Here is a 21,350-nt window from a genome sequence, read left to right on the forward strand (position 1 = left end):
CTGAACGGCGCGGCCGCTTTTATCTATCGTATGAGGGCGGCCGTTTTTTTTCTACCGTATGAGGGCGGCCGCTCCGCAGACTACCTTCCCGGGGTTTAATAACCCTTTCGGATCAAAGACCTGCTTGATTCCCTGCATCAGCCGGATCTGCGCTTCGCCTACCTGCTGCTCTAAGAACGCCTGCTTCGCGTACCCGATTCCATGCTCGCCGGATACCGCCCCGCCCAGTTCATTGGCCCGTTCATACATCTTCTCAAAGGCCAGGGTCAGTTTTTCCTGCCATACCTCCAGGGACAGATCATCCCTGCAGATATACACGTGCAGATTACCGTCTCCGGCATGACCGAAGCTGGGGATCCGGATATCGATCTCCCTGGCCAGCTGATGGGTATATTTGATAAATTCTGCCACATGGTTGCGGGGCACGACTACATCACACTCATCCATCTCGGTTGTGGACGCTTTGATCGCTTCCAGGAATGCGCTTCTGGCGGACCAGACGGAATCCTTGCGCTCATCCGTGTCAACCAGCAGGACATCTAACGCCCCCTGGCTCAAACACAGCTTCGCCGTCCGGTCATACTCCGCTTCCACCTGCGAAAGGGAGCTGCCGTCAAAGGTCAGCAGCAGGTACGCGTCGCTCTGGGTATCCGGAAATTTCTTGCCCAGATATTCTTCCGCGAACAGGATGGTTTCCCGCTCCATGAATTCAATGGCCGTCGGTGCGGATTTGGACCGGATAATCTCAGGAACCGCCTCGATCGCCATCTCCATGGACGGATACGGGATCAGCAGGCTGATACTCTTCTGCGGCAGCGGCACCAGCTTTAAAACCGCTTTCGTGATGATGCCAAGCGTCCCTTCCGAACCGATCATCAGGTCCTTTAAGCTGTATCCGGAACTGTTTTTGACGATCTTTCCGCCCAGCTCCACGATCTCCCCTGTGGGCAGAACCACCGTCAGCGCCCGGACATAATCCCGGGTCACGCCGTATTTCACCGCCCGCATACCGCCGGCGTTGGTGCTGATGTTCCCGCCGATGGTGGCGGATTTCTCCCCCGGGTCCGGCGGATACAAAAAATCGTGGTCCTGGGCGAACTGGGCCAGCTCCATCAGCAGCACGCCCGGCTCCACCGTAACCGTCAGATTCTCTTCATCCAATTCGAGAATTCGGTTCATCTGCGTGGTCTCCAGCATGATACCCCCGTACAGGGCCACCGCCGCGCCGACTAATCCGGTACCGGAGCCGCGGACCACGACCGGTATATTATGGTCGTAAGCATATTTCATTACCGCCGAGACTTCTTCTGTGGAGCCGGCCCTGATCAGAACGTCCGGATAGCTGGTGATACCGCCCAGCTCATCGTGGCTGTAGTCCTCGCCAATCTGCTCCCGGGTCAGCAGGTTCTTTTCCTCTGCGATCTGCTTTAACGCCAGAATGTCCTCCCGGCTGATTTTATGATAATTCATCGTCCTTGCCCTCCTTTCAGCTGTTCCGTCAGTTTCGGAATGATCTCATACAGATCCCCCACCAGTCCGTAGTGCGCCACGTCGAAAATAGACGCGTTCGGATCCTGGTTGACCGCGATGATGCAGTCCGATCCCTTCATTCCGGCCACAAACTGTACGGAACCGGAGATACCGAGGGTGATTATTAACTTCGGCTTCACAGTCCTGCCGCTCAGACCGATCTGATGCTTGGCGTCAAACCATCCCGCTTCGATCAGCGGCCTCGTACAGGCCATATGGGCCCCCAGCAGTTCGGAGAGTTCCTCTATCATTTCCATATCCTTCGGGCTTTTCACACCGCGCCCCACAGCTACGATCACTTCCGCCTCCGAAATATCGATTTCCTTGGGCTTTTCAATTACCCGCAGGACTTCGGTGTCCGTATCCACCGCGTAATCGGGAAGCTGCATCCTGGTCACTTTCCCTGCAGCCTGCTCCTGCCGGGCCGGCGCTGAGAAGATCTTATACCGGACGGTGCAGAACTGGGGTCTCGAGTTTGGCGTTACGATCTGGGCCATGATATTTCCGCCAAAGGCCGGCCGGATCTGTACCAGGTCCGTATTCCCTTTCATCTGCAGTACCGTACAGTCAGCGGTAAGCCCGGTCCGGAATCTGGCTGCCACCTTGGGCGCCAGCGACCGTCCCAGGTTCGTGGCCCCGACCAGCACAGCGCTTGGATGAACCTGTTTCACGAAATCTTCCAGCGCATTGGCATAAGGCCCGATCCTGAAATCCGCCAGTTCCGTCCGGTCATATACAAATACTTCGTCCACGCCGTAGTGCAGCAGCTCCTCCGCCGCCTCGTTAAGTTCGCTTCCCAGGATTACGGCGTACACCGGATGCTTGTTGACCGCGGCCAGTTCCTTCGCTTTCCCGATCAATTCAAATACGACCGGATGGATTCTTCCCTGTTCGTACTCCGCGAATACGGTAACCCCGTTCCAAAGGCTTTTGTCGATCCCCGGAGCTTTCTCCTCCTCCAGCGTGATCACGCCCTGAGGCCCTTTTTTCACACACAGCTTACACATTTTGCAGCCCGCGTTGATATCCAGTTTTCCATTTTCATAGCTGATCGCGCCGAACGGGCAGATTGCCGTCAGCTCTCCGGCTGTCTGCTTATTTACCAGTTCTTCGTGTATATGTAACGTTTGCACGGCTCTTAATCCTCCCTATATGAATTTCTTCTCGCCCAGAATCCGGACAAAAGTTGTGGTCAGCAGGTCAGGGTCCCCCTCGAAGATCTCCTTCGACGTGTTTTTCTGAGGCGGGAAGATACGCTCCACCTGCGTGGGAGATCCGGCCAGGCCGTAGTTTTTCTCATCCTGATCCGCAAAATCCCGGATGGAAAATATCTGCAGACAGCTCTCGTCTGCCGCCATCTTCCGGCGGTAGGAGGGAAGCCTGGGCGTGTTCGCGTCCTTTTCGATGGTCAGCAGGCAGGGAAGGGGAATCTTCACCTGCTGCAGATACCGGTCCATGTTCGCCTCCACCGTTACCGCGTGATCCTGAACGGACAGAATCCTCTGCACATTCGCCATGTGATCCATACCCAGAAACTCGGCTGTCTCAGGCCCTACCTGGGCGGTATCCCCATCCGTGGTCTGTTTGCCGCACAGGATCAGATCGTATTCTCCCATTTTCCGTATCCCCTGGGATAGGGTATAGCTGGTGGCCACTACGTCCGCCCCCGCGAACTTCCGGTCACTGATCAAGCCGCCGTTATCAGCCCCCATGTATACCGCTTCCAGCAGCACGCTTTTGGCCTGGGGCGGCCCCATGGTGATCACGTCCACCTTTCCCCCGTACTCTTCCCGCAGGCACAGCGCCTGTTCGATGGCGTACAGGTCGAACGGGTTCATCTTGGATTCCACGCCGTCCCTTTTTAAAACTCCCGTCTTTTCATCCACTTCCACATTGCTGGTTCCCGGTACCTGTTTGATACACACCAGAATCTTCATCTTTTCCTCCATTCATGCGTCTTTTGCGCATATTTTATGCCTGTTCGGCAAAAGTTCATACCTATTGAATACATATGAGTTTCGCCATTAAAATAAAAAGATACCTCAACCAGCGCAGCCCGGGATGGCTGCCGCAGTTTGAGGTATCCGTATACACAATTCTTATTACATACATCTTCTATTTAATACATCTTATCCACGATGGATTCCGCGGATTTTTTATTATTGATATAGCTCTCATTATATGTCTGCCGGTAATACTCCGTATACAGGACTTCCATAATATACAGCTGGCTCATAACCGCGGTGGTAGAACCTCCCTGCAGCGGCCCTTCCTTGGCCCCGCAGAGGATGGAGGTGTCGGAATAGGTCGTAAGCGGTGATTTGGCGAATCTGGTAATGCCAACCACGTAGGCTCCCGCTTCCTTCGCCAGTTTCGCGGTCAGGATCGAGTCCTTCGTGGAACCGGAATAGGAGATCACCACCGCCACATCCTGCTTCCCCAGCAGAGACGCCGCCATAGCCTGCATATGGGAATCCGTATAACAGAATACTTTGTCCGTGATCCGCAGGAATTTGTTGGTCGCCATCATGGCCACATGGCCGCTGGAACCGACGCCGAAGAACATGATCTTCCTGGCGGGCACCATCGCCCGAAGTACCTCGAGGAGCTTCTGGTGGTCCAACAGCGCATTCGTCTCCACGATTGCGTTGACATTGGAATTCAAAAGCTTCTGGGTCAGCACCACCAGATTGTCATCCTTATTGACATCCTCCAGCAGAGGCTGCTCTTCCTCTTCCCCTTTGATACTTAAGGATACTTTGATCTTGAATTCCTGGTATCCCTGCAGCTTCATCGTCTTGCAGAACCGGAATACGGTGGTTTCCCCTACCTTACATGCGTCCGCCAGATCCGTAATGGACATAAACAAAACGTCCTGCGCGTGCTGCAGCAGATAATCCGCCACTTTTCGTTCCGCCTTTGTAAACTGATTATAGTTGGAACGTACCTGCATCATAAAATCGCCTTGAGCCATAGCAACTCTCCTTCAAATGTTTTCTCCATGATTTGAGAATTTTACCGGCCCACCCGTTCTTTTGCCAGGTGAACTGCTCCCCAAAGACCCGCCCGGTTTCCCAGCCCGGCCCTTTTGAACACTACGTCCCGAAAGCTTGGCATAATTCGTTCCAGGGTCACTTCCTTCACCTTTTCCACTACATAGTCCTGAGCCATTACCCCGCCCCCCAGCAGTATGCACTGGGGATTGAAGATATGTATCAATGTAACCAGACCGTGGGCAATCTCCCAGATCCAGTCTTCCAACAGCGTCAGAAGCGCAGGGTCACAGGCGAGCCTTTCAAAGAGTTCTCTGCCATTATGAATGTCCGGATCGTAAGCGCTGACCGTTCGGATCAACGCGCTGGTTGAGGCGTAGTCTTCATAGCAGCCGCTGATTCTGCGTCCGTTTACCACCTGCCTGCCATGAATCACGATACTTCCCACTTCGCCTGCCGAGCCGGCCACCCCGCGGAACACCTGGTTCCCGATCACGATGGCTCCTCCCACGCCGGTCCCATAGGTAAGGCACAGATAGTCTTCGAATCCTCTGGCCGCTCCGTAATGCCCCTCTCCAAGCGCCGCGGCATTTACATCGTTCTCTACCGCGACAGGCACGTGAAATTCTGCCTCCAGCCGTTTTCGGATCTCCATACCGGTATAGCCCGGAATATTATCGTTGGCGTAACGGATCTTCCCTTCCTGTACGTCCACCTGGCCGGCGGTACTGATCCCGATGGCGTCACAGGGGCCGTATGTCTTCAGGATCTCAGCCGCACGCCGCATAACGAATTCACCGCCCAGACACGCGTCCGTATCCTGTTCCTTAAGTTCCGTTAACCTTCCATCGTTACAGACCGCGCTTTTTATGGAAGTCCCGCCGATATCCAGTGCCAGTATTCTCATAACTCACTCCTGCCTTACCACATTGACACATTACATCCTTACTATACAATCATGGTAATTATTTATATTATACACTTATTTGTGGATCGCCGCTACATATCTTTTCGTAATGTCCATAGGCCTGGTGATGGCCGTTCCCACCACAGCCGCCAGTACGCCTGTCTTCAAAGCTTCTTTTAACTGATCCGGACTCCAGATCCCGCCTTCTGCAATCACCGGCTTTCCCGTGTCCTCCACCAGCCGTCTCATAAGATCAAAATTCGGAAGTACAGCCTGCGCCGTGTAAGGCGTATATCCATGCATAGTTGTGGCTACGATATCAAATCCAAGTTCCGTGGCCTTCATTCCTTCCTCATAGGTCGAACAGTCCGCCATAAACAGCTGATCCGGATATTTTTTTCGTACCTCTCGAAAAAATGGCTCCAATTCAACATTTCCCGGACGGATTCTATTCGTACTGTCAAGCGCAATAATTTCCACGCCGGTCTGTATCAGCTCATCCACTTCCTTCATCGTGGGCGTGATATAAACATCGGAATCGGGATATACTTTCTTGATAATTCCGATCACCGGCAGGGGCACCTCTTTTTTGATTTCGATAATATCTGACACACTGTTGGCCCGGATTCCCACTGCACCGCCCTTCATCGCTGCAACCGCCATGCGCTGCATGATATAGGAGCTGTACAGCGGTTCGTTCTCCAGTGCCTGACAGGATACAATCAGTCCTCCTTTTATCTTCGCCAGTATGTTATTTTCCATCTGGTCTCAACCTCCTCTTCCCCCAAACAGCAGTTACCTGATCCTGGGTACGAAGTTATATAATCTCTTCAAAGGCCTGATCCAGTCGTGCGAGATCTTCCGGTTTTACAATATTATTTTTCATAATATTATACTCTTTTAATATCCGTATATTTTCCTGCGTCGGCTCTACGCCCAGGTCTTTTAATGTCAGGGGCATATTCATTTTCTTCATCATGCCCAATATCTTCTGATATTCAGCCTCAGATTCATGGTTGAACCGCATCTGCATCAGCACCCCTACCGCTACGATCTCTCCGTGCAGCGCATTCTTCGCCTCCACCGGGAAGAATTTGCGGACCGCATCGTACAGGCCGTGAGCCACTGCCAGCTGGTCGGAACCGCTGGAGAAGCCGCTGACCATAGAGGTGACGATCAGGTTGACCAAGGTCAGATCCTGAAGCAGTTTTTCATCCCCCATAGGATTCTCATATACCTGCACGCCAAATCTGGTCAGGAAATCATAGATAAATACGGAGTTGGAATACGCCATATATTTCTGCAGGGATACTTCCGGATAGGTCAGTTTGGCCGTGCCGTTGACGATCTCCGGGAGTTTTGCGATCGAATCCATGATACCGGACGCGAACAATTGCTTCGGCGACGCCCCGATGATATCCAGATCCACGATGACGGAGTCAATCTCTTTTTCCTTTGGAATCGAGCAGTCGTAGCTGCCGTTCTCTTTTGTATACATAATGCTCACTGCCGAACTTCCGGCGCAGGTAGCCACCGAGGTGGGCACCGTTATGATCGGCAGTCCCGCCATATCGGAGAATACTTTACAAAGATCCATGCATTTGCCGCCGCCAATGGCCACGACCAGCTCGCTTTCGGCCTCTTTCGCCGCCACTGTCAGGCGCTTCGCAAAGTCTACCGAATTCGGTTCATCCATGACACGATATACCGCTTCGATTCCTTTTTCCGCGATACCCGCCTCTGCTTTTTCCCGTACCAGGGGCAGGGTCGAAGGGCCGCCCACGATATACGCTTTTTTCCCGTAGCGCAGGATTTCATCCGGCAAAAGCGCTGCGGTTCCCTTTCCATATATAAATCTGCTGCAGCCTATTTTCAGAAAACTTACCTCTTCCATTTCGTTCATTTCTCCTTTTATTTGTCGCTGCCGGCTGTCAGTCCGCCGATCAGATATTTTTGTGCCATAAGGTAAATTAGAATCGGAGGTATAATGGCGATCACTGTGCCCGCCATGATCCAGTTCCAGGGGGTGACGATATCCACCATTCTCGATAATCCCACCGTCATGGACACCTTTCCGGGGGATGAAGTCAGGATCATCGGATACAGGTACGCATCCCAGCCGTTAAAGAAAGACAAGGCGAACGCCGTCGTAACCGCCGGAAGCGATACCGGGAGAATAACCCGCACCAGTGCTCCCACTCTGGTACAGCCGTCTACCACAGCCGCTTCCTCCAGGGTTACCGGAATGCTGTCGAAGAAGCCCTTTAACAGCAGGATCGGATTCGCGATCGCCGTAGCCACCATGGCGATGATGATCAGTATATAAGTGTCATATAACCCGGTGGAATAAGACAAACCGTATAACGGTGTCACGATGACGATCTGCGGTACCACCTGGATCGCCACGATGATCATCAGGAACGGTATCTTAAACTTAAATTTGAATCTGGAAAGTGCGTAGGCTGCCAGTATTGCGATCACCACTGTGAACAGGCTGGTCCCAAGCGCATAGATGATCGATGCTGCCAGATACTGCCACAGCGGCGTCTGTCTGGCCAGTTCTACATAGTTCTCCCAGCGGAAATACTTCGGCAGAATCATAGCCTCCCCAAGCTTCTCAAAAGGTGTAAAGGAAGTCATTACCGCCACATAGATCGGCAGCAGAGCAATGATCATCCATATGATTACGAAAAAATACCTCACGATATAATTTCCGGTTTTTTTCATGGTTTTTCTCTTTTTCGCATTCATTGGTTCTCCTCCTTTACGTTATGCTTCATCAGGAAGAAAGCAATGATGGATACCAGAGCCATCGTAAACAATGCGATCGCGGCAGCCCCTCCCAGATCCGAGTTAACGAATGCTTTCTTGTAGATCGTGATACTCAAAAGTTCAGTCGCGTTCAGCGGTCCGCCTCCTGTGATAACATAGACCAGGTCGAAGATCGTAATAGACCAGGCCATCAGTATGGTCCCGCTCATAACCATAACCGGTTTTAGCAGCGGTAACGTGATATGGGTAAAGTATTTGATTCCCAGCGCCCCATCCAGCTTTGCGGCATCTTCCACTTCTGTGGGTATGGTCTGCAGCGCGGACAGAAGGCTCATGACAAGAAATGGGACTCCCTTCCAGATCCGGATAAAGATAACCGTCACCAATGCCAGATCCACTCCCAGAAAACCGATCGGTTTGTCGATGATATGCAGATTCATCAGGATCGTATTGATGATACCGTTGGAAGAATTGAGCACCCAGCTCCACATGGTTCCTGCAAACACATGCGGAATTACCCATGGAATGATGACAACCGTCCGCATAAAGGTGCGCCCTGGAAGCGGTTTGTTCAGACACAAAGCCAGAATAGTGCCAACAATAAATATCCCCAGTAATCCGAACACCACCCAAATTCCGGTCCGGCCCAAGGTCGCCATGAATTCCGGCGTCGCTATGTAGGAAAAATTCTTAAAGCCGACCCACTTCTGAAACTTGCCGATCAGATTAACTTTCGCAAAGGAATACCAGATCAAATTCACAAGTGGTATAGCAAAGATGGCAATCATAACTATGATCGCAGGTGTCAGATAGATATAGGGAAGCCGCCCCTTCCTTCTTTTTAATTTCATAATAGTACCCTGCCTCTCATGAATTTCCGGGAAGACTGATGGGCAGGAATCCTGCCCATCTGTCCGTCCTTACCGGACGTGAACCGTCCGTAAGGATACGTTATCTACTCGCTATAATTCGATGCCACGGTCTGGATCATAAAGTCGATCGCATCATCCGGAGTCATCTTCTGAAGCGCAACCGCCTGCGCGCCATCCGCTATCGCCTGCTCTATCATGGCAACCTGTTTATCCTTCGGACGGGCCGATACGGTCTCAAGCTGTTTTACCAGCGGTCCCCAGTAAGGATCTGCAAACTCTTCCTTTTCTTTTTCCGATTCCAGTATCGGCATCAGGCCCCACATAGTCGCATGTCTGGTCTGGTTATCGGAGGACATCAGGCACTGTACTAATTTCCACGCATCATCCGGATTCTTGCATTCCGCAGGGATCGACCAACCGTCACAACCCATGATCGGATGGGAACCTGCAGGTCCGGCAGGGAATAAGGAGGTCATAAACTTACTGTCCTCGCCTTTATCCAATTCGTCCAGGAATTCTTTTACCGCCCATCCGCCGTCTAAATACATAGCGATCTGGCCGTCACGGAATAAGGGTCTTAATCCAAACGGGTTATATTCTTCGGGGCTTGGCTGGATAATGCCATAATCATTCACAATGGCTCTCACCTGCTCCAATGCATCGGCAAATAATTTCCTGTTATTTTCATCGTTTTCAAAGGTAAAGCATTTATTCGCGTCATCCCAGATATCCACACCGGTATAGCTGGCATAGAAGCTTTCAATGACATTCGCGTAATCTTCCATAGCCTTTACGCCAAATCCGAGTCCGGGAACGCCTGTCTTTTCCGTAATCGTTTTTGCGTAGCTGATCATCTCTTCCATCGTCTGCGGAGGCTTCTCGGGATCCAGTCCGGCCTGTTTGAAGAGATCCTTGTTATACCACAGGCTGAAAGCGCCGGTCGCAGCCGGTACCCAGTACATTTTCCCGTCGGCTGTTGTGGCTACGTCGATAACGGACTGCGGAATATCCTTGCTTAAAACAGGATCGTTCTTCACGCGGTCTGACAAATCGGCAAGATATCCTTCGGAAGCCAAATCCCAGCCATTGATAATATTGATAAAGGTTACATCCGGCAATTCTCCCTGCGCGCCCAATAATTTTAATTTCGTGGTCGCTTCGGTCCAGGCCATAGCGTCAAATTTCACCGTAATGTCCGGATTGTCTTTCTCAAACTGTTCTACGATTGGCGCGAAAATAGGTTCCGCCTTGGTCAGATCCCCCAGTCTTAACAGCTTAAGCTCTACTTTGCCGCTAGCCCCCGTATCTTTGGTATCGGTATTATCCGATGCCGCCGCGTTGTCTGCCGGAGCGCTGCCGCCCTTGTCATCAGCTGCCGGCGCTTCTTTCCCCCCGCCGCACGCTGTTAAGGATACCATCATAATTGCTGCCATTGCCAATGCTAATAGCCTTTTCATTCAACCTTCCCCTTTCGTTCCTACACCGTATTATAGACGGCATATTGGTGATACCCCTCCGGGTATTATTAAATTAAGCGGCCCGTCACCTGACCCCGGCACACGGGCCGCTATGGTTCATAAATTTATTTTAACCCAACCTCTTTTAGCATCTTCTCAATCTTGGCATCCAGTTCCGGGGTGATCTCCGGCAGCGGAATACGTCCGGGGCCGCAGTCGGAGCCAACTAAAGCTGCCGCTCTCTTTAAGATCGCCAGAACAACGGGTTCTCCGCCGGTTGCGGATTCTGCCGCCGCCAGATCCAGATAAGGGGTTAACCGGTCGCGGATCTTCTTCGCCGCCACATAATCCCCGGCGCTTCTGGCTTTCCACATTTCCACTGCGATTTCCGGTGCGAAGTTTGAGGTACTGGAGATGAAGCCTGCGGTTCCGGCCAGAGCTGCGAACGGCTCTAAGAATTCTCCATGGCCATTGATCACGGCGATCTTGCCGCCGATCTTCCGGGCTACTTTTTCCATTTTTGCAAAGTTCGGGGTACATTCCTTGATACCTACTACATTAGAGCTGTCTACCAGCTGTTCCATTACTTCCAGCGGAACATCCTTGTGGGTAACTTCCAGGTTATTATATAGAAGGATTCCGATATTCGCCGCTTTTGAAATCTCTTTGTAGAACCTCAAAACCGCGTCATCTGTAGGAACATAGTAATAAGGAGAAAGAACCATAACGCCCGCTGCTCCTGCGCCTTCCGCGTGAGCCATCAGATCCTTGACATCCTCGATATTGCTGTGATTGCAGCCTGCTATGATAGGAAGTTCATCCCCTGCTTCGTCCACTGCTGTTTCAATCAGTTTTTTACGTTCAGCAATCGTAAGAGCTCCGCATTCACCGGTACTTCCGCCTACAACCAGCGTACAGTTGTTGTCTTTGTTGATTCCTTTGCCGATCAGAAAACGGATGTGATTTCTGACGCCTTCATAATTCACCTGTCTGTCTTCGGTCATCGGAGTAACAGCGATCGCGCAAATACCTTTTAATGCTTTTTTGAGTTCTTCAGGTTTCATAATTTTCATATCCTCCTTTTCCCATTACGGGATTCCCCACACATGATTTGTTTGCCGGCAACTTAAAGTTCTGCAGTACGGACGGGGATTTTTCATTGATATGCCGTACGCTCGTTTAAGTTATTTTTATCATATCACAGAAAAAAAAGAATTCAACCATTTTTGGAAAAAATTTTCTTTTTTATGAAATATATAAAAAATATTTCCACTATTTTTGTGCACTATTTATGTCTTTTTTCACTCAAAACGCCATAATATGTATATTAATCCCCTGTTTTTGGTCCTGCCGGCTCCCCCTTCCAGGTCCGGGAACAGTCATATAACCGGCTGCGGCCCCATGGTAAATACATAGCTTTTCTAAGCAAAATTAAAAACACTGGTAAACAGCCGGTATCTCTTTTACTAAAGAATGTACCGTCTATTTCCAGTGTCCTCTAATCACCGGCGGTTCAGCCCCAGGTTGGCAGCGCCGCCACGAATCTTTTCGTTATTTCCATAGGTCTTGTTATGGCGGTTCCCACCACAGCCGCGAACGCTCCCGCATCCAACACGGCGGCTAACTGTTCCGGGCTCCAGATTCCACCTTCCCCGATCACAGGTTTTTTGCAGTTTTCGGCCAGCTTACGCACCAGATCTACATCGGGCAGTCTCGTCTGGCTGGTATACGGCGTATAACCGCACATGGTGGTGGCGACCAGGTCAAACCCCAATCCGGCCGCCTTCATTCCCTCCTGATAGGTCGAGCAGTCCGCCATCAATAAAAGCTTTGGATATCTCTCCCGGATTTCCCGGTATAATTCCTCCAGGCGGATACCGCCAGGCCTTTTTCGGTCCGTACAATCCAATGATATAATTTCCGCGCCGGTGTCCGCCAGAAGCTCCACTTCCCGAATTGTAGGCGTGATGTAAATCTCTGAATCCGGATAAACTTTCTTAATGATTCCGATCATGGGAAGATCTACTTTCTGCCGGATCGAGCGGATATCCTCCGGCCCGTTTGCCCGGATTCCCACCGCGCCGCCAAGCATAGCCGCCACCGCCATACGCTGCATGATACCGTCGCCATGAAGCGGCTCGTTCTCCAGCGCCTGGCAGGATACGATCAGCCCTCCTCTGATTTGCTCCAATACTTTATGTCCCATACGGCCTCCTCTCCGATCGACCGGAAACTTATAATCCCCTCATGAACTGAAAGGTCTTATCATTAAAATCAGGAATGTTCTCGTGTCTGAAATCAGGATAAAGTATGGATTCCTTTTCCCCCGTAAGCTTATTATAAAAAGCAAACTGTGTAGACGGCGGACAGTTCGTATCCATAAGCCCGGTTCCCATCAGCACCCTGCCTTTTATCCGTCCGGCAAAATTTTGTACGTCAATATAACCTAACGTTTCAAAGATCTCCCGCTCTCTTGCATGGGTCGGATCAAACCACCGAAAATAGTAACTAAGCTCCTCATAAGAATCTTTTGCCAGATCCAGTTCCCAGACACGCTGGTAATCCGAGAGGAACGGGAATAAAGGCGCCAGTCTTTTAATCCTCGGTTCCAGAGCCGCGCAGGCGATCGTAAGCCCGCCTCCCTGGGACTGTCCCAATACGCCAACCCGGTCCTTATCCACCTCCGGCATCCCCATCGCGATTCCAGCCAGTTCCGCGGTGTCCAGGAAAATCTTGCGGAACAATAGATGCTCCGGGCCGTCATCCAATCCTCTTATGATCTGCCCCCGATAGGTAGTTCCGCGCACGCCGCCCGGATCCTCGGACCATCCTCCCTGTCCGCGGCAGTCCATGGCGAAGACAGAAAAACCATTGGCCGCGTATCCCAGTTTTTCAATCCAGGCGCCTGCATTCCCCGTATAGCCATGGAACATAAGCACCGCCGGATGGGGTTCCTTTCCATTTCGGGGTTTTATGTATTTCGCATGAATTCTCGCACGATCCATACCGGTAAAAAACAAATCGTAGCAATCGGCAAAATCCGTCTGGAAACCGCTCTTTTTCAGTTCCACGCAAGGATCTATGGATTTCATTTCCTGCACGGACCGGTCCCAGAATTCATCAAAATCCCGGGGCTTCGGGTTCGTTCCCCGGTACGTATTCAGTTGTTCTACGGATAAATCAAATACTCCCATCGTATCCCTCCTATTTGTCGCTTCCGGCAGTCAGTCCGCCGATCAGATATTTCTGCGTCAGCAGATACACAAGAATCGGAGGAAGAATACCTATGACCGTGCCTGCCATCAGAATCTCCCAAGGGGTATAAAAATCGATCATACGCGAAAGCCCCAGAGTCAGCGGCACTTTCGAGGAAGAAGTGGTCAGGATCATCGGATACAGGTACAGATCCCATCCCACAAAGAAGGTCAGCGCGAATGCGGTCATCAGCGCCGGTTTTGACAGCGGCAGGATAATTCTGACGAAGGCTTTCAGTCTGGTACAGCCGTCCACAACCGCCGCCTCCTCCAAAGTGACCGGTATAGTATCAAAAAACCCTTTTAACAGCAAAATCGGATAAGGGATCGCGGACGCTACTAAAGCTACGATTACGGTCCCGAACTGGTCGTATATTCCAAGGCTGAGCGCCATCTTAAACAGCGGAATCGCAATGACGATCTGAGGAATAATCTGAACAGCCAATAGCGCCGTCATAAATACCGGCTTCCCGCGGAACCGGTATCTGGACAGGGCATAACTGGACAGACTGGCGATCACCACGGATAAAATACTGCATCCGAACGCATAGATCAGGGATGATTTTATATAACTGGCCATGGGGAGCACTTCGAACAGCTTTACATAATTCCGCCATTCAAAATATCGGGGAAGGATAAACGCGCTCCCCACTTTGTCGGCCGGGGTCAGTGAAGTAACAACCGTAACATACAGGGGTACTAAAGTCAGGAGCAGAGCAACCGCGATGATCAGGTATCGCAAAAGATAATCTTTTAATTTCTTTTTTGTTCTGTATTTCAACCTTTCTCCCCCCTATTCTACTTTGTTCTGGCTGCGCATCTGCAGATAACCCAGAACAATTATGAAGACCATGGCAAACAGGGATATCGCCGCAGACGCTCCCAGATCATTATCGATAAACGCTTTATTATATATGGAAATACTTAGGATCTCGGTCGCATGGGACGGTCCTCCCTTTGTAATGATATAGACAATATCGAATATGGTGATCGTCCAGGCGGTTAATATAATACCGCTGCTCACCAGTACCGGTTTTAATAAAGGTACCATTACTTTCCGGAAATATTGGATTTTCCCGGCTCCGTCTATCGTAGCTGCCTCCTCCACTTCTACCGGTATTGTCTGGAAAGCAGATAACAGGCTCATAATTAAAAACGGCGCGCCTTTCCAGATTCGGATAAAGATTACCGTTGCCATAGCCAGTTCTTCGCCAAGAAAACTGACAGGCTGCGAGACCAGGCCGGTTTTCATCAGTACCGCGTTCACCAGGCCGGTATTGGAATTTAACATCCAGGTCCATATCGTTCCCGCGAAGGCATGGGGAATCAGCCAGGGTATGATCACCAGAATCCGGAACAGATTCCTGCCCGGAATCGGCTTATTTAAGGCGAGCGCTACCGACATGCCATAAATAAAAATCCCGGCCACTCCAAAAATAACCCAGATCAGGGTCCGTAGCAGCGTTTTGCGAAATTCCGGATCTATAAGGAATGAAAAGTTTTTGAGACCGACCCACTCTTTAAAACCGCTCATGATGTCCACATCCGCAAAAGCATACCAGATCATATTGACCAGAGGAATGCCGAAGATAATGGTCAAAAAGATTACAGCCGGTAGTATATATCGATATGGGAGAGATTTTTTTCCTATATTTCTCATAAATACCACCTATCTCTTTCCTGTCAGACTGTCCCGCCGCATACTCCCGATGCGGGCGGGGCCGAATTTTCTAATGATAGTCCCCTGAGAGGTCAGTTTATTTTATCGTTTACCGTCTTGACAATATTGTCAAAGGTCTCCTCGGGCGTCTGTTTGCCCATCATGGCGTCGGATATCTGCTGGGCTATGGTTGTTTCAATAAATGTTGTCTCCGGATGGGCGATGATCCCGTGACTGGTCTCTGTCTGATTGATCAGGGGCTCCCAATAATATTCCTGGTACTGCGGTAATTCTTTCTGTGATTTCAGAATCGGGAGAAGTCCCCACTGATCTCCGTGGCTGGACTGGTTCTCTGTGTTCTGCAGGTATTTGATAAATTCCCACGCTTCATCCGGATGCTCACAACTGCTGGGAATGGCCCATCCGCCGATACCCATCAGGCTGCTGCAGCCCGCGTCCCCTGACGGGAAGGATGCGGTGCGAAGCGTCTCCGTGCCGTCTTCCAACTGGGAACGGAATTCCTTCAGCGCCCATACCCCATCCAGAATCATTCCTACCTGATGGTCTCTGAACAACGGTCTGCCGCCGTAAAAATCGATTTCAATCGGATTCGGCTGATGAATATCCCTTTCCACCATCTCTCTCATATAGGCGATAGACTTAATAGCCGCGTCTTTGTGATCCTCAAAGGTCAGCCGCTGTTCGGAGCTGTTCCAGAGTGACTCTCCGGCATTGCTTGCATATACGCTCATAAATACATGGGTAAGGTCGGATTCGGCTTTCGCCCCTACGGCCAGCCCCGGAATGCCGGTCTTTTGTTTGATCGTCTCCGCGTAATCCAAAAGCTCGTCCAACGTCTTAGGCGGTTTCTCCGGATCCAGTCCGGCCTGTTTGAAGATATCCGCATTGTACCAAAGGCTGAACGCGCCTACGGCGCAGGGTGACCAGTATATTTTGTCTTTGTATTTTACGCTTTCCAGAACCGAGGGAGTGAAGTTCTCCGCAAACTCTTTGTCTTTTTCAAAATAGGGAGTGAGATCCAGCAACAGCCCCTGTTCCGCAAATTCATAGCCGATCTGGCTCATAAAGCCCACATCCGGGAATTGTCCGCTTGAGAATAAGAGCTTGGACTTTGTCAGTGCTTCCGCCCATCCTATGACGGAGAAATCAATCTTGATGTTTGGATGCTCTTCTTCATATTGCTTAATAATCGGTTCAAAAATAGGCGTAGCCTGCTCAGGACTGCCCATTCTCATAAAGGTCAGCGTGATTTGCTCGTCTGAGGACGCATCCTTTTGGTCCGCCTCCTGGCTCGTGTCAGCCGTCTGTGCATCCTGCTTTGCAGGATTCGCGGGAGCTGCCGGCTCTTCCTTTTTTCCTGCTCCTCCACATGCCAGCATTGTAGTCATCATTGCCAAAATTACCAGAACTGCTAAGATTTTTTTAATACCCTTCTCCCTTTCTTTCCCTTTGTAAAAGAATTTTTACCTTGTTCTTACTTGTCTTTCTTTGAATTTTCTGATAAGCTGCCGCAAGATGCCGTCAAATCTTTTTCTTGCCTCCTTTACTTTTTCCTCCCTTGCCAAATACTGAATCAAAAAGCTATACAAATTTCCCCGGGTACGTATGACTAAATATTTAGGTATACTCATATTATAAGGTATATTCCTTCTTTTTCAATCGTTTTTGGAAAAAATTTTCTTTTTTATTAATATTACAAAAAATTTTTCCACTATTTTTGTGCATTTTTTCTACAATAATCATATTATCGATATGCAATTCGTTTAAATTGTGCATGTTTTCGGGATATAGATTTTTACTTTGCTATTTCCGGACGCAATATGCATTCCGTCTTTTTTTCGGTAAAGGGGGATGATCGGGGTGGCCTCTTATGAGTTATTCTTTCAGAGCAATAACTTAGGCGTATGATCTTAGCAATTTATTAATCAAAGAAAGAAGATTTCCTTACCGAATTTTATATTTTATTCGCAGTTTTAGTCGAATTAACTCATATCCCAACTCTTCGTCCGCTTTTTTATAAATAAATATCCAGTCTTTCCGTAAAATTTCCATCTTCTTACATCTGAAACCGTTACAATCCACAAATTCATCTTCAATTTTTCACAATCTCAGTCATAATGTGGAAAGTTAAAAAATTAACAAAGAATGATTGACATTTTTTTAACGATCCCATATAATAGGCATTGTCAAGAGATTGTTAAAAAATTATCAAATAGTTATCATAGGAGGATTCGTTATGGCAAAGAAAGAAACCCAAACCCCGGTACCCGCTATCATCGACAGTGTCGAAGCGCTCCAGGCGAAAATGAAAGCAATGAGAGAAGCGCAGAAAAAATTCTCCACCTATTCTCAGGAGCAGGTCGATAAAATCTTCTTCGCGGCGGCCATGGCAGCCAACAAGCAGAGAATTCCCCTTGCCAAAATGGCAGTGGCGGAAACAGGCATGGGCGTGGTAGAGGACAAAGTGATCAAAAACCATTACGCAGCCGAATATATTTACAATAAATACAAAACCATGAAGACCTGCGGCGTCCTGGAAGAGGATCCCGCCTTCGGTATCAAAAAAGTAGCGGATCCCATCGGCCTGGTGGCTGCGGTCATCCCCACTACCAACCCGACTTCCACCGCGATCTTCAAAACACTGATTTCCTTAAAGACCAGAAACGCTATCATTATCTCCCCCCATCCCCGGGCGAAGAACTGTACTATTGAGGCGGCGAGAATCGTACTGGACGCGGCCGTAGCGGCAGGCGCGCCGGAAGGTATCATCGGTTGGATCGATGTTCCCTCCCTGGAGCTGACCAACGAGGTTATGAAGGAAGCCGACATCATCCTGGCAACCGGCGGTCCCGGCATGGTAAAGAGCGCCTATTCCTCCGGAAAACCGGCTCTGGGCGTAGGCGCCGGCAATACCCCGGTCATCATCGATGACACGGCGGACATCCGGATGGCGGTCAACTCCATCATCCATTCCAAAACCTTTGATAACGGTATGATCTGTGCTTCCGAGCAGTCCGTTACGGTTCTTGATAAGGTATACAAACAGGTTAAGGATGAGTTCATCTATCGCGGATGTTATTTCCTGAAATCCGACGAGATCGAGAAGGTCAGGAAGACCATCATCATCAACGGCGCGTTAAATGCCAAGATCGTAGGACAGTCCGCATACACCATCGCGAAACTGGCCGGCGTGGATGTGCCGGAGAAAACCAAGATCCTGATCGGCGAAGTGGAATCCGTGGATATCTCCGAGGAATTCGCACACGAGAAGCTCTCCCCAGTACTGGCCATGTATAAAGCCAAAACCTTTGAAGAGGCTCTGGAAAAATCCGAACAGCTGATCGCCGACGGCGGATACGGGCATACGTCCTCCCTGTATATCAACACCAACGAAAAAGAAAAAATGGCAGAGCATGCGGCCAGAATGAAAACCTGCCGTATCCTGGTCAACACGCCTTCCTCCCACGGCGGAATCGGTGATCTTTACAACTTCAAATTAAATCCTTCCCTGACGCTTGGCTGCGGTACCTGGGGCGGCAACTCCGTATCGGAAAACGTCGGACCCAAGCACCTGCTCAATATAAAGACCGTTGCCGAAAGGAGAGAAAATATGCTGTGGTTTAGAACACCTGAAAAGGTTTATTTCAAGAAAGGCTGTATGCCGGTCGCTCTGGACGAACTGGGCACAGTGATGGGTAAGAAGAAAGCTTTTATTGTAACCGATACTTTCCTTTACAAGAACGGATATGTGAATCCCATCGAACAGAAACTGGACGAAATGGGCATCCAGCACACCTGCTTCTATGATGTGGCTCCCGACCCGACCCTGACCTGCGCCAAAGAAGGAACCCGCCAGATGCTAAACTTCGAGCCTGACTGTATCATCGCCCTGGGCGGCGGTTCCGCTATGGACGCGGCCAAGATCATGTGGGTTATGTATGAGCATCCGGAAGTAAACTTCCATGATATGGCTATGGACTTTATCGACATCCGCAAACGTATCTACACCTTCCCGAAAATGGGTGAGAAAGCTTATTTTGTAGCCATCCCCACCTCTTCCGGAACCGGTTCGGAGGTAACTCCTTTCGCCATCATCACGGACGAGGAGGCCGGAGTTAAATATCCGCTGGCCGATTATGAACTGCTGCCGAACATGGCTATCGTGGACGTGGATAATATGATGAGCCAGCCCAAGGGCCTGACCAGCGCGTCCGGTATCGACGTCATGACCCATGCCCTGGAAGCTTACGCTTCCGTTATGGCTACGGATTACACCGACGGTATGGCATTAAAAGCCATGAAAAATGTGCTGAATTACCTTCCCGTCGCTTATGAAGACGGCACCAACTTAGAGGCCCGCCAGAAGATGGCCGATGCTTCCTGTATGGCCGGTATGGCATTTGCCAACGCGTTCCTTGGAGTATGCCACTCCATGGCCCACAAGCTGGGCGCCTTCCATCACCTGCCTCACGGCGTGGCCAATGCCCTGCTGCTGACCCTGGTTATGAAATACAACGCGGAAGAGGTTCCGACCAAGATGGGTACCTTCTCCCAGTATGAGTATCCCCATACCCTGGCCCGTTACGTAGAGTGCGCGAACTTCTGCGGTATCGCAGGCAAGAACGATCAGGATACCCTGGATAAATTCATCGCGGCGATCGAAGACCTGAAAGAAAAGATCGGAATCAAGAAGACCATCGCCGAATACGGAATCAAGGAGGAGGACTTCCTCGCCACCCTTGATGAGATGGTGGAACAGGCCTTCGATGACCAGTGCACCGGAGCTAACCCCAGATATCCTTTGATGAGCGAAATCAAAGAGCTGTACCTGAAAGCTTACTACGGAAAATAAAGTGCTCTGCAAAACCATGTTCCTATGTTAAAATAAATATAAGCCAAAGAGCATGTATGAACGGAATGCTGTTAACTGTTAAGTATACTCTGTAAAACAGGGAAGGGAGAGAATTCAATGAAATTAGATCAGATTATCGCTACCCGCGACAAGAAAACCGTATATAAAACCGATGGTTTGGTAATCAAAGTGTTTAACGAAAATCATCCGAAGTCCGATGTATTCAACGAGGCATTGAATCACGCCAGAGTGGAGGAAACCGGTCTGAATATTCCGAGGGTGGCGGAAGTCACCCAGACAGACGGCAAATGGGCGATCGTCACGGAATATGTGGAAGGTAAGACATTGGCACAGATGATGGAGGAAGATCCGGATAACCTTCAGCAGTATATGAACCGTTTCGTGGATCTCCAACTGGAAATTCACAGTAAATCCTCACCGCTGCTGAATAAATTGAAAGATAAATTGAACCGCCAGATCAACAGCCTGGCCGGTGAGTTAGACGCTACAACCCGCTATGAGCTGCACACCCGTCTGGACAGCATGCCTAAGCACACAAAGGTCTGCCACGGCGACTTTAATCCCACCAATATCATCATCGACAAGGCCGGAACCGCGTACATTATCGACTGGGCCCATGCCACACAGGGAAACGCCTCCGCCGATGCCGCCAATACGTATCTCCAGTTTTCCCTGTACGATCAGCGGCTGGCTGAGATATATATGAATCTGTTCTGCGAAAAGAGCGATACTGCGAAACAGTATGTACAGCAGTGGCTGCCGATTGTGGCTGCGGCACAGATGACGAAGGGTAAGGAATCGGAGAAAGCATTCCTGATGAAATGGATCGATGTATTTGATTATCAATAGAAGGATCGCATGATTCCGGTGATGAGAGGGGACCGGCTCATTCCGGACGGCGACTAAGCGAATGATAGAGTAACGCGAGGAAGGTGCCTGTCCCCGGTTGTTGGTTTGCAGCTAAGACCAACTTCCGGGGACAGGCACCTTCCTCGCGTTACTTTATCTTCT

At 50.1% G+C, this 21,350-nt stretch carries 18 protein-coding genes; 2 read left to right on the forward strand and 16 right to left on the reverse strand.

Features of this window, described 5'->3' with window-relative positions:
* Nucleotides 1-51: 51 nt before the first annotated feature.
* The 16 genes from KTH89_RS00345 to KTH89_RS00420 form a co-directional block, all read right to left on the reverse strand.
* Entirely contained in the window at nt 52-1,470 is a 1,419-nt protein-coding gene (locus KTH89_RS00345; protein WP_238720206.1) for an FAD-binding oxidoreductase, read from the reverse strand.
* Nucleotides 1,467-2,663, reverse strand: coding sequence for an FAD-binding protein (locus KTH89_RS00350; RefSeq protein WP_238720207.1), 1,197 nt, complete (start codon nt 2,661-2,663; stop codon nt 1,467-1,469). The genes KTH89_RS00345 and KTH89_RS00350 overlap by 4 nt, the downstream gene beginning before the upstream one ends.
* 15 nt (nt 2,664-2,678) lie before the next feature.
* The gene (locus KTH89_RS00355) at nt 2,679-3,467 is read right to left on the reverse strand and encodes an electron transfer flavoprotein subunit beta/FixA family protein (protein WP_158344033.1); all 789 of its coding nucleotides are present in this window, start codon (nt 3,465-3,467) and stop codon (nt 2,679-2,681) included.
* A gap of 182 nt (nt 3,468-3,649) precedes the next feature.
* Nucleotides 3,650-4,504: a MurR/RpiR family transcriptional regulator gene (locus tag KTH89_RS00360; RefSeq protein ID WP_158343890.1), complete on the reverse strand. Its 855-nt coding sequence runs from the start codon at nt 4,502-4,504 to the stop codon at nt 3,650-3,652.
* Nucleotides 4,505-4,545: 41 nt separating this feature from the next.
* On the reverse strand, nt 4,546-5,430 hold the full coding sequence (locus tag KTH89_RS00365) for an ROK family protein (protein WP_158343888.1): 885 nt from the start codon (nt 5,428-5,430) through the stop codon (nt 4,546-4,548).
* 75 nt (nt 5,431-5,505) lie between these two features.
* A complete protein-coding gene (locus tag KTH89_RS00370; RefSeq protein ID WP_158343886.1) occupies nt 5,506-6,192 on the reverse strand; it encodes an N-acetylmannosamine-6-phosphate 2-epimerase in 687 nt (228 codons plus the stop codon).
* Between the two features lie 55 nt (nt 6,193-6,247).
* The gene (locus tag KTH89_RS00375) at nt 6,248-7,324 is read right to left on the reverse strand and encodes an iron-containing alcohol dehydrogenase (RefSeq protein WP_238720208.1); all 1,077 of its coding nucleotides are present in this window, start codon (nt 7,322-7,324) and stop codon (nt 6,248-6,250) included.
* A gap of 17 nt (nt 7,325-7,341) precedes the next feature.
* Nucleotides 7,342-8,181, reverse strand: coding sequence for a carbohydrate ABC transporter permease (locus tag KTH89_RS00380; protein ID WP_158343882.1), 840 nt, complete (start codon nt 8,179-8,181; stop codon nt 7,342-7,344).
* Nucleotides 8,178-9,053, reverse strand: coding sequence for a carbohydrate ABC transporter permease (locus KTH89_RS00385; protein ID WP_158343880.1), 876 nt, complete (start codon nt 9,051-9,053; stop codon nt 8,178-8,180). The genes KTH89_RS00380 and KTH89_RS00385 overlap by 4 nt, the downstream gene beginning before the upstream one ends.
* Nucleotides 9,054-9,157: 104 nt before the next feature.
* A complete protein-coding gene (locus KTH89_RS00390; RefSeq protein ID WP_158343878.1) occupies nt 9,158-10,531 on the reverse strand; it encodes an ABC transporter substrate-binding protein in 1,374 nt (457 codons plus the stop codon).
* A 125-nt stretch (nt 10,532-10,656) separates the two neighbouring features.
* Nucleotides 10,657-11,595 carry a dihydrodipicolinate synthase family protein gene (locus tag KTH89_RS00395; RefSeq protein WP_238720209.1) on the reverse strand — a complete coding sequence of 313 codons (939 nt, stop codon included), beginning with the start codon at nt 11,593-11,595 and terminating at the stop codon, nt 10,657-10,659.
* Between the two features lie 449 nt (nt 11,596-12,044).
* Entirely contained in the window at nt 12,045-12,737 is a 693-nt protein-coding gene (locus KTH89_RS00400; protein ID WP_158343874.1) for an N-acetylmannosamine-6-phosphate 2-epimerase, read from the reverse strand.
* Between the two features lie 28 nt (nt 12,738-12,765).
* Nucleotides 12,766-13,725, reverse strand: a complete 960-nt coding sequence (locus tag KTH89_RS00405; protein WP_238720210.1) for an alpha/beta fold hydrolase — start codon at nt 13,723-13,725, stop codon at nt 12,766-12,768.
* A 10-nt stretch (nt 13,726-13,735) separates the two neighbouring features.
* Complete coding sequence (locus KTH89_RS00410; RefSeq protein WP_158343870.1) at nt 13,736-14,566, reverse strand: carbohydrate ABC transporter permease; 831 nt, start codon at nt 14,564-14,566, stop codon at nt 13,736-13,738.
* 12 nt (nt 14,567-14,578) lie between these two features.
* The gene (locus KTH89_RS00415) at nt 14,579-15,445 is read right to left on the reverse strand and encodes a carbohydrate ABC transporter permease (protein ID WP_238720211.1); all 867 of its coding nucleotides are present in this window, start codon (nt 15,443-15,445) and stop codon (nt 14,579-14,581) included.
* 92 nt (nt 15,446-15,537) lie between these two features.
* Nucleotides 15,538-16,845, reverse strand: coding sequence for an ABC transporter substrate-binding protein (locus KTH89_RS00420; protein WP_238720212.1), 1,308 nt, complete (start codon nt 16,843-16,845; stop codon nt 15,538-15,540).
* Nucleotides 16,846-17,702: 857 nt separating this feature from the next.
* Between KTH89_RS00420 and adhE the strand changes: the two genes are divergently transcribed.
* Together adhE and KTH89_RS00430 are read left to right on the forward strand one after the other, a co-directional pair.
* The gene (gene adhE / locus KTH89_RS00425) at nt 17,703-20,318 is read left to right on the forward strand and encodes a bifunctional acetaldehyde-CoA/alcohol dehydrogenase (protein WP_238720213.1); all 2,616 of its coding nucleotides are present in this window, start codon (nt 17,703-17,705) and stop codon (nt 20,316-20,318) included.
* A gap of 117 nt (nt 20,319-20,435) precedes the next feature.
* Nucleotides 20,436-21,188, forward strand: coding sequence for a phosphotransferase family protein (locus KTH89_RS00430; protein ID WP_158343863.1), 753 nt, complete (start codon nt 20,436-20,438; stop codon nt 21,186-21,188).
* Nucleotides 21,189-21,350 lie beyond the last annotated feature (162 nt).

The sequence above is a fragment of the Diplocloster agilis genome (assembly GCF_019042275.1).
Taxonomy (GTDB): domain Bacteria; phylum Bacillota; class Clostridia; order Lachnospirales; family Lachnospiraceae; genus Diplocloster; species Diplocloster agilis.